Annotated in this window: 7 protein-coding genes and 1 pseudogene; all 8 read left to right on the top strand. The window is 58.3% G+C overall.

All coding sequences use genetic code 11. The annotated features are described in order from the left end of the window. A pseudogene (locus tag LIO98_RS06130) lies at window positions 1–376 on the top strand (hypothetical protein); the annotation flags it as partial. Next, window positions 373–1,323: a tRNA (adenosine(37)-N6)-dimethylallyltransferase MiaA gene (miaA, locus tag LIO98_RS06135; RefSeq protein ID WP_291954241.1), complete on the top strand. Its 951-nt coding sequence runs from the start codon at window positions 373–375 to the stop codon at window positions 1,321–1,323. The pseudogene LIO98_RS06130 and the gene miaA, both read left to right, overlap by 4 nt. Continuing rightward, window positions 1,320–2,153, top strand: a complete 834-nt coding sequence (gene ispH, locus LIO98_RS06140; RefSeq protein WP_291954244.1) for a 4-hydroxy-3-methylbut-2-enyl diphosphate reductase — start codon at window positions 1,320–1,322, stop codon at window positions 2,151–2,153. The genes miaA and ispH overlap by 4 nt, the downstream gene beginning before the upstream one ends. A 17-nt stretch (window positions 2,154–2,170) precedes the next feature. Next, window positions 2,171–3,751 (top strand): S1 RNA-binding domain-containing protein, encoded by a 1,581-nt coding sequence (locus LIO98_RS06145; protein ID WP_291954247.1) that lies wholly within the window; start codon window positions 2,171–2,173, stop codon window positions 3,749–3,751. A 105-nt stretch (window positions 3,752–3,856) separates the two neighbouring features. Further along, complete coding sequence (gene def / locus LIO98_RS06150; protein WP_291954250.1) at window positions 3,857–4,348, top strand: peptide deformylase; 492 nt, start codon at window positions 3,857–3,859, stop codon at window positions 4,346–4,348. Then, the gene (gene fmt / locus LIO98_RS06155) at window positions 4,348–5,283 is read left to right on the top strand and encodes a methionyl-tRNA formyltransferase (RefSeq protein ID WP_291954253.1); all 936 of its coding nucleotides are present in this window, start codon (window positions 4,348–4,350) and stop codon (window positions 5,281–5,283) included. The genes def and fmt overlap by 1 nt, the downstream gene beginning before the upstream one ends. A 3-nt stretch (window positions 5,284–5,286) precedes the next feature. Next, window positions 5,287–5,847 carry an NUDIX hydrolase gene (locus LIO98_RS06160; protein WP_291954255.1) on the top strand — a complete coding sequence of 187 codons (561 nt, stop codon included), beginning with the start codon at window positions 5,287–5,289 and terminating at the stop codon, window positions 5,845–5,847. Further along, window positions 5,844–6,746 carry a tyrosine-type recombinase/integrase gene (locus tag LIO98_RS06165; RefSeq protein WP_291954257.1) on the top strand — a complete coding sequence of 301 codons (903 nt, stop codon included), beginning with the start codon at window positions 5,844–5,846 and terminating at the stop codon, window positions 6,744–6,746. Before LIO98_RS06160 ends, LIO98_RS06165 begins: the two co-directional genes overlap by 4 nt.

The following is a 6,746-nucleotide window of genomic DNA, read 5'->3' on the forward strand; positions in this document are numbered from 1 at the left end:
GGCGGTGGCCGCCGAGGCGGCGCTCTATGAAAAAGAACTCGCTGCGCTTGGCTTCCGCACCGAGGGCGGCAGGGTGACGGCGGTGCCAGCGATCAAGGGCAAGGGGCACCTCTCACCGATAGATATGCTCCGTTCGGCGCTGCGCGGAATGGAGACGGAGAACGACCCTGTGAAGCGGGACCGCGAAGTCTGGTGGCGCATGGCGCGCCTCGCCTGCCGCGACGCGGTAAAGCTCGGACGGCGCTTTGAGCCTGAGGAGGCCCTCGATTTGCTGCGCCGTCTAGAACGCTGCGACACTCCCTATACCTGCCCGCACGGAAGGCCGACGGTCTTTCTGATCGAAAATAAAAAACTGCGCGACTGGTTTGAGAGATGACGGATAAAAAGATCCCCGTTATCGCGATAATCGGCCCTACGGCGGTCGGCAAGACGGAGTTCAGCCTGTCGCTTGCCGCGAGGCTCAACGTGGAGGTCATCTCGGTCGACTCTCGCCAGGTCTACCGCTATCTTGACGTTGGCACGGACAAGGTATCCCGCGAGATACGGCGCGAGGTGATACATCATCTCATCGACGTCGTCGATCCGGACCAGGTATATTCCGCAGCCGACTTCGCGGAGGATGCGGAGGACGCCGTGAACCGCATCATGGCCCGCGGCCGCGTGCCGCTGCTGATCGGCGGCACGCCCTTCTACTACCGCGCGCTTACCGGCATGCTCTCCGAAGATCTGCCGAAGGATGAAAATGTCAGGTCTCAGCTTGAGGCAGAGATAACGGTACGCGGGCTTTCCGCGCTGCATCAGGAACTTATGGAGATAGATCCCGAGGCGGGGGCGAAGATACATCAAAACGACCCCGTGCGTACGATGCGCGCCCTTGAGATATTCCGCATCACCGGCAAGAACGCGAGCTGGTGGTACCGGAGGCAGAATAAGATGGAGTCTCCCTATGAAATATTATATATCGGCCTCACGAGGCTTCGCGCCAATCTCTACTTGAATATCGAGCGCCGCGTCAAAGAGCAGTTCGCGAGCGGATATCCTGAGGAGGTCAAGTGGCTGCTCGACAATGGCTATTCTCCATCGCTTCCGGCGCTGCAGGGTTTTGGCTACCGTGAACTGGTGCGTTACATCGGCGGCGAATGCACCTTCCTGGAGGCGATAGAGGGCGACATCCGTTCGACCAAGGCCTTCTCTCGCCGTCAGATGACCTGGTTTAAGCATTTTGAGCCCGCGCTTTGGTATGACTTCGACAAGGTCTCAAAGGAGGAGGCGCTTAGGGACGTCGTACCGCGCTGTCTCGCGCACCTGGAGGGCGGCGCATGAAGATAATCACCGCCGATCCGACGGGGCTCTGCTTCGGAGTGAAACGCGCGATCATGACGCTTGAAGGCGAGCTGAAAAAGACTCATCAGGTCTACGCGCTGGGCAGCCCGATACACAATCCGCAGGAGACGGAACGGCTTGAGAAGCTGGGGCTCGTCGTCGTCGATTCTCCCGAAGAGGTGCCGGAGGGCGCCGTATCTTTCGTGCGGGCCCACGGGGTGACGCCGGAGGTTTTTGAATCGCTGCGCGAAAGAAGCGCGAAAATGGTCGACGGAACATGTCCTTTTGTAAAAACAGCGCAGGAAAGGGCAAAGACCCTTTCCCAAGATGGGTATATCGTGATAATATTAGGAGACGCCTCCCATCCGGAGGTCAAGGGTATTATGGGCTATGTTTCAGGAGAGGTCCACGTGCTGGCCTCCGCGGAGGCGATACCGTACGAGCTGTACGGCAAACGCTGCGGGATACTGAGCCAGACGACTCAGCGTGTGGAAAATTTTTCCGCGCTTGTTAGTGGATTTGTTTCCGTATCTCCTGAAATAAAGGTATATAATACGATATGCCGCGCGACTCTCGCACGACAGCAGTTCGTTTGCCGGCTTGCGGAAGAGGCGGACGGCATGATAGTGTTGGGCGGCAGGAACAGCGCCAACACGAGAAAGCTCGCAGAGATCGGCTCCTGTTCAGGGGTGCCGACCTTGTGGATAGAACACGCAGGAGAACTAGAGAGGGGCTGGTTGGAAAATAAGGACATAATAGGAATAGCCGCGGGAGGCAGCACCCCCGACTGGCTGATAAAAGAACTGATCCAAAAATTAAAGATGATGTAAGCAGGAGGATGTTGGGAATGGTTGACGAGCTTCGTACAGAAGACGTAATGGAAACACAGGAAAAAGAAGAAACGATGGAAGAAATGATGCAGCAGTATGATGTGATGGGCGACTTCCACCGCGGCAAGGTCGTGGAGGGAACCGTCGTTGATTCACGTGAGGACGGCTGGCTCGTAGATGTAGGCTACAAATGCGAAGGCTTTCTTCCGCGCAAAGAATGGACTCACAGAGTTCTCGTAGAAGAGACTCCCGAGCCCGAGAACGGCGCCAAGGTCAGAGTGCAGATCACGAACATCGGGCAGGGTGAAGACGCCCAGCTCGGACTCTCACGCTGGCGCTGCGAATTTGACGAGCGCTGGAACAAGCTCGAAGAAGAGGCGGAGAACAACGAGACTATCACAGTAAAGGGAATCCGTAAGGTAAAGGGCGGCCTCATCGTGAGCTGCTGCGGCATCGAAGGATTCATCCCCATTTCACACCTGACGCAGGAGGGCCACGGAGTGAATCCCGGAAAACTCCTCGACCAGGAATTCCCTGTGAAGCTCATCGAAAAGGACCGCAGAAAGCGCCGCCTCGTATTCTCCCGCCGCAGCCTCATCGAAGAGGAACTGACAGGCATCCGCCAGGCCTTCTATGAGCAGGTACATGAAGGCGATGTGCTTGAGGGCGATGTCAGCAGCATCACTTCTTTCGGTGTTTTCGTCAACCTCGGTGCGATGGAAGGGCTGGTCCACATCAGCGAACTTTCATGGCAGCGCAACGCGAAGGCCAAAAAGATCGTCACTAAGGGCGACCACGTCAAGGTAAAGGTCATCGGCATCGACAAGGAGAACAACAGGATCTCCCTCTCGATCCGTCAGACGCTTGACGATCCCTGGACGACGGCGGCCGAGCGCTGGACCCCCGGCAAGGTTACCGAGGGTACCGTTACCAACCTGACAGAATTCGGCGCATTTGTAGAAATAGAGCCCGGCGTAGAGGGACTTATCCATATCGGAGACCTCAGCTGGACACGCATCAAGCACCCGAAGGAAGTCCTCAAGAAGGGGCAGAAGGTCGAAGTTTCGATCATCGAGACGGACACCGAGCGCAAGCGCATCAGCCTGGGCTACAAGCAGCTCAATGATCCCTGGAAGGATGCAGCCGAGAAGTATCAGAAGGACGCAGAGGTTCCTGTGAAGGTCGTTCGCATCGCTGACTTCGGCGCCTTCGTCGAACTCGAAGAGGGTATCGAGGGACTCATCCACATCTCCCAGCTTTCTTCACAGAGAGTGGAGAATCCCAAGGAAGTGCTCTCAGAGGGGCAGGAAGTCACCGCCCGCGTTCTCGAAGTGAATCCCGTCGAGCGCCGTATCCGCCTCAGCCTGCGTCCCGCGAACGAAGAGCCCGTAAGACGTTCGCCGCGTGAGGAATCGCATGACCAGCCCCCGATGGGCGGAGCTCCCGCGAAGCGCGGCGAGGACCGTCCGCGCCGCCGCCGTTCAGAGGGCGGTGACCGCCGGAGACAGGAGAGCGGCAACAGCCAGCTTCCGCAGGAAGAGATGAACTTCTTGATCGGAGATCTTCTCAAACAGCGTGAGATGGAAGACGGCGAATAGCCCGTCGGTCCGCCCAAGAGATATAGAGGCCCCGCTCATCTTGAGCGGGGCCTCTTTTTACGTTACAATAGGATAAATATGAAAACATATGACAGGAGGTCAATTATGGCCCTTAGAACTATATGCTTTTATCCCGATCCCGTGCTCCGCGAAGAGACGGCAAGGGTGGAGGAATTTGACGAAGAATTGAAGACCCTTGTCGGCGACATGTTCGACACCATGTACGCGAACGATGGCATCGGCCTTGCCGCGCCTCAGGTGGGAGTCGCAAAAAAGGTCGTCGTCATAGACTACCACGGCGATAAATTCGTCCTCGTTAACCCAGAGATTATCGAAGCGGAGGGCTTCGTGACTAACGAAGAGGGCTGCCTCAGCTTTCCGGGCATCTACGAAAAGGTCGTCTCTCCCGAGAGGCTGACCGTCGTCTATCAGGACGAGAACGGCGTCTCCCTGAGAAAGGAGCTTGACGGTTTTCCAGCCTGCGTTTTTTCTCACGAGATCGACCACCTCAACGGACGGCTGCTCATTGACCGGGTCTCGCCGCTCAAGCGCCAGTTCCTCAAGAAAAAAATCGCGAAACGGGCGGCGGAAAAATAATGGGCCAGCTGACTGTCGGCTTCATGGGCTCCGGCCGCTTCGCCGCGCGCTGCCTGGAGATAATATCAAACCGGCTCCGTCCCGCGTGGGTGCTGACGAACGCGCCGCGTACGGCGGGACGCGGGCTCAAACTGCAGAATACGCCGGTATGGGAGCTTGCGCGGTCGCTTGACCTGCCCGTTTATACGACGGAGAGGCTGTCCGCCGACGCGGAGCGCCTGGAATGGCTGCGGCAAAACAGCCCCGATGTGATACTGGTGATAGACTTCGGACAGATGATAAAAGAGCCGGTACTCTCTATGGCTTCATTGGGCTGTCTTAACATCCACCCCTCGAAGCTGCCGGAATACCGGGGCTCGGCTCCTATCCAGCGTGCGCTGATGGACGGACGTACAAAGACGGCGGTCTCCATCTTCCGGCTTGACGCCGGTATGGACTCCGGCCCCATATTGGCGCAGCCGGAGCTCGTGATAGAACCGGAGGACGACGCCGCGGCGCTGATGGAAAAGGCCGCCCTGCTCGGCTCCGAAACGCTGCTCCACTACCTTTGCGGCGTCGCGCCCACAGAGTGGCGCTTTACGCCCCAAAAAGAAGAAAATGTGACGACGGCTCCAAAGATAGATAAGTCCGAAGGAAAGATTGACTGGCGCGCGGAAAGCGCCGAAGAGATAATCAATAAGATCAGGGGCATCGGATGCTCCCCGGGAGTCTATTGCATGGTCCGCGGCAAGCGGCTCCGCGTACACGCGGCAGAGCCTCTGCCCTCGGCGGACTGCGCGGTCTGTCGCTGTGAGATCGTCGACGGCGCGCCTGTCGTCGTCTGCCGTGAGGGGGCGCTTAAACTCGTCGAGGTGCAGCCGGAGGGCAAAAGGCCGCAGCGCGCCGAGGACTGGGCGCGCGGGGCCCGCATAGAAAACGGCGAAGAGATAGGATAAGGGGTGTTTGTCTTGAGCGATTCAAAAAATCAGCTGCGTAATATCGTGCGTTCGGACTGCAAATATAAGGGACGTATCATCGACCTCCGCGTGGATACCGTGAAATTTCCCTCCGGTTCCGAAAAGGTGCGCGAGGTGGTGCTCCATAAGTCGGCGGTGGGGATACTCCCCGTCAATGATCGAGGGGAGATAATTCTTGTCCGGCAATACCGCCACGCGATAGACGAGGATATCTACGAGATTCCCGCGGGGCTTGTCGAGGAGGGCGAAGACCCGCGCGAGACCGCAGTGCGCGAGATGCAGGAAGAGATCGGCTACCGGCCGGGCCATATGGAGGAGATCGCGGAATTTTACAGTTCCCCGGGCTTCTGCACTGAAAAGATCACCGTCTACTATGCGGACGAACTGACCTCCTCCAAACTTCCCGAGGATGAAGACGAATATATCAAGGTATTTGCCTTCGCCCCGGAAGAGCTGGAAAAGATGATCGCCGAAAAGAAGATCAAGGACGGCAAGATACTGATGGCCTTCTACTGGTACATGGCCCGGAGGCCGCAAAAATGAACCACCCCGCCGGAGGCGAACTTGGCAGAACGATCGAGCGTTTCACCGACTACCTCCGGCTTGAGCGCGGCTGCAGCGAAAACACGCAGCGCGCCTACAACTCCGATATGCAGATATGGCTCGCGCACTGCGAGGTCAGCGGACACGACCCTCTTGACATGCAGGCCGACGCCATCTCGCGTTTTCTGCTTGCGCAGCAGGGAGAGGGACGAAAAAAGTCCTCCGTGCAGCGGCTGGGGGCGATGCTTCGATCCTTCGCGCGCTTTTTGCAGTACGACGGCGTCACCGACAATCTGCCGCGCCTCGCGCCGCTGCCGGCGAGGACGAAGGCCCTGCCGCAGGTGATGACCGAGGGCGAGGTGCAGCGGATAATCAACGCCTGCGAAGACGGCACGCCGGTCGGCAAACGCGACCGGGCCTTTATCGAACTCGCCTACGGAGCGGGCATGAGGGCCTCCGAGCTCTGCCATGTGAGGCTGCGCGACCTTGACGCAGCGAACGGTATACTCTACGCGCGCGGCAAGGGCGATAAAGAGCGGACGATCCCCTATATAGGGGCGGTCCGCCGCGTCATCGAGGAATATATCGCGGAACACCGTCCGAAGCTCGATAAACACGGGGCGGAGTGGCTCTTCCTTTCAAGAAACGGGAGGCAGCTGCACCGCGAGACGTTATGGGTGATCATGCGGAAGCGAGGACTGATGGCGAACATCCCTGCCGCGCGGCTCCACCCGCATGTGCTGCGCCACACCTTCGCGACACACCTGCTGCGCAACGGCATGGACCAGCGCACGCTGCAGGAGATACTGGGACACAGCTCGATCATGACGACGGAAAAATATACGCACATGGATACGGAGCTGAGGGATTATTACGACCGTTTCCATCCAAGAGCTTGA

Source organism: Cloacibacillus sp. (assembly GCF_020860125.1).
Lineage (GTDB): Bacteria > Synergistota > Synergistia > Synergistales > Synergistaceae > Cloacibacillus.

Excerpts from the sequence above, each read along its gene's own strand:
- miaA (WP_291954241.1), top strand. The coding sequence starts at position 373 with ATGACGGATAAAAAGATCCCCGTTATCGCGATAATCGGCCCTACGGCG.
- ispH (WP_291954244.1), top strand. The coding sequence starts at position 1,320 with ATGAAGATAATCACCGCCGATCCGACGGGGCTCTGCTTCGGAGTGAAA.
- LIO98_RS06145 (WP_291954247.1), top strand. The coding sequence starts at position 2,171 with ATGGTTGACGAGCTTCGTACAGAAGACGTAATGGAAACACAGGAAAAA.
- def (WP_291954250.1), top strand. The coding sequence starts at position 3,857 with ATGGCCCTTAGAACTATATGCTTTTATCCCGATCCCGTGCTCCGCGAA.
- fmt (WP_291954253.1), top strand. The coding sequence starts at position 4,348 with ATGGGCCAGCTGACTGTCGGCTTCATGGGCTCCGGCCGCTTCGCCGCG.
- LIO98_RS06165 (WP_291954257.1), top strand. The coding sequence starts at position 5,844 with ATGAACCACCCCGCCGGAGGCGAACTTGGCAGAACGATCGAGCGTTTC.